We start from the raw sequence: 1,261 nt of genomic DNA on the forward strand, positions 1-1,261 counted from the left end.
TATACAGATAAACAGCCACCAGATGGGTTATTTATTGCAAAGTATGATCCTCAAAAAGAAGAATGGTTTGAGGCAGCAACTAAAGAATACATTGATAGTTTGCAGCCTGACCCACTTCCACCAGATGATGTAGCGCTGCTAAAAAAACAAGTCGCTCTCCTTACATTGCAGCTTTCGCAGCTGCAGAGAGGCGGGGCATCATGATTTATCCAACGGCGGCCGACATAAAAGTATTTTGGGATTGGGGCGTGTATACGCCTGAAATCATGAGGGAGTACGTTTCGTTGAAAGTTATCACTAAAACAGAATTTGAAGAGATCACAGGTTTGAAGTTTGACAAGCCTGCTGTCTCAGTGGACTTAGGTTCAACAGCATCTTAACAGATGCTTTTTATTTTGCCTTCGAAAGGAGGTGACAAACGAATGGGGGATATAAAATTGTTTATTAACTTTGAAACTTTGGATTTGGCGAAGACTTATCTGTTCGGCGGAGTGAAATTTCTGGACTTGCTCTTGCTGCTAAGCATCATTGACATCTTAACTGGCATCATCAAAGCGTGGAAAGTTGGCAAACTACGGAGTCGAACAGCATGGTTCGGTTACGTGCGGAAAATGCTTAGTTTTGTTGTGGTGATTGTAGCCAATATTATTGATCAGATCATGGGACTTAACGGGGTGCTGACCTTCGGGACAGTGCTTTTCTATATTGCAAATGAAGGACTTTCTATCACAGAAAACCTTGCACAGATCGGCGTTAAAATTCCGGCTTCCATTACAGACCGTCTTCACGTCATTGAAAACGACAGCCAAAAAGAAGAAGAGGAAAAGAAAGCTGCTGAGTAATCGGCGGCTTTTTTCTATATAAAAACAAATTAAGGAGTAGATGAACATGACAAAGAAAATTATGATTGATCCGGGACACGGCGGGCACGATCCAGGCGCAGTAGCAAACGGGTTGAAAGAAAAAGACCTTGTACTTACCATTGCCAAGAAAACTAAAGTGATTCTCGAAAAGCTCTATGGGGCAACAGTCAAGCTCACACGATCAACTGATGTTTACGTTGATCTGTCCCAAAGAGCAAGACTAGCAAATAATTTATCGCGGCGGCCGTCGGTTTAAAAAAGGTGTCATCATCATCTAAAACAAGCTCTAAAAAAGAAACGGCGCCAAAAGGCATTAAAATGGCTGTGGTGAAGCCGAATGCTGATGGGTGGCTATGGGTCTATGATAGGCCCAATTGGTCAGCAAAGCACAAAAAAGT

General features: G+C 42.5%; 3 protein-coding genes and 1 pseudogene. All 4 read left to right on the top strand.

Features of this window, described 5'->3' with window-relative positions; genetic code table 11:
- The coding region (locus BA70_RS18760) for a hypothetical protein (RefSeq protein WP_034325260.1) at positions 1 to 204 on the top strand (204 nt) is incomplete at its 5' end.
- Positions 201 to 380 carry an XkdX family protein gene (locus BA70_RS18765; protein ID WP_034325261.1) on the top strand — a complete coding sequence of 60 codons (180 nt, stop codon included), beginning with the start codon at positions 201 to 203 and terminating at the stop codon, positions 378 to 380. The genes BA70_RS18760 and BA70_RS18765, both read left to right, overlap by 4 nt.
- Before the next feature lie 42 nt (positions 381 to 422).
- On the top strand, positions 423 to 842 hold the full coding sequence (locus tag BA70_RS18770; RefSeq protein WP_034325262.1) for a phage holin family protein: 420 nt from the start codon (positions 423 to 425) through the stop codon (positions 840 to 842).
- Positions 843 to 888: 46 nt separating this feature from the next.
- Positions 889 to 1,092 (top strand): annotated as a pseudogene (locus tag BA70_RS20745) (N-acetylmuramoyl-L-alanine amidase family protein); the annotation flags it as partial.
- Between the last annotated feature and the right edge of the window lie 169 nt (positions 1,093 to 1,261).

This window comes from Bacillus zhangzhouensis (assembly GCF_000715205.1).
GTDB lineage: Bacteria > Bacillota > Bacilli > Bacillales > Bacillaceae > Bacillus > Bacillus zhangzhouensis.

Excerpts from the sequence above, each read along its gene's own strand:
- BA70_RS18765 (WP_034325261.1), top strand. The coding sequence starts at position 201 with ATGATTTATCCAACGGCGGCCGACATAAAAGTATTTTGGGATTGGGGC.
- BA70_RS18770 (WP_034325262.1), top strand. The coding sequence starts at position 423 with ATGGGGGATATAAAATTGTTTATTAACTTTGAAACTTTGGATTTGGCG.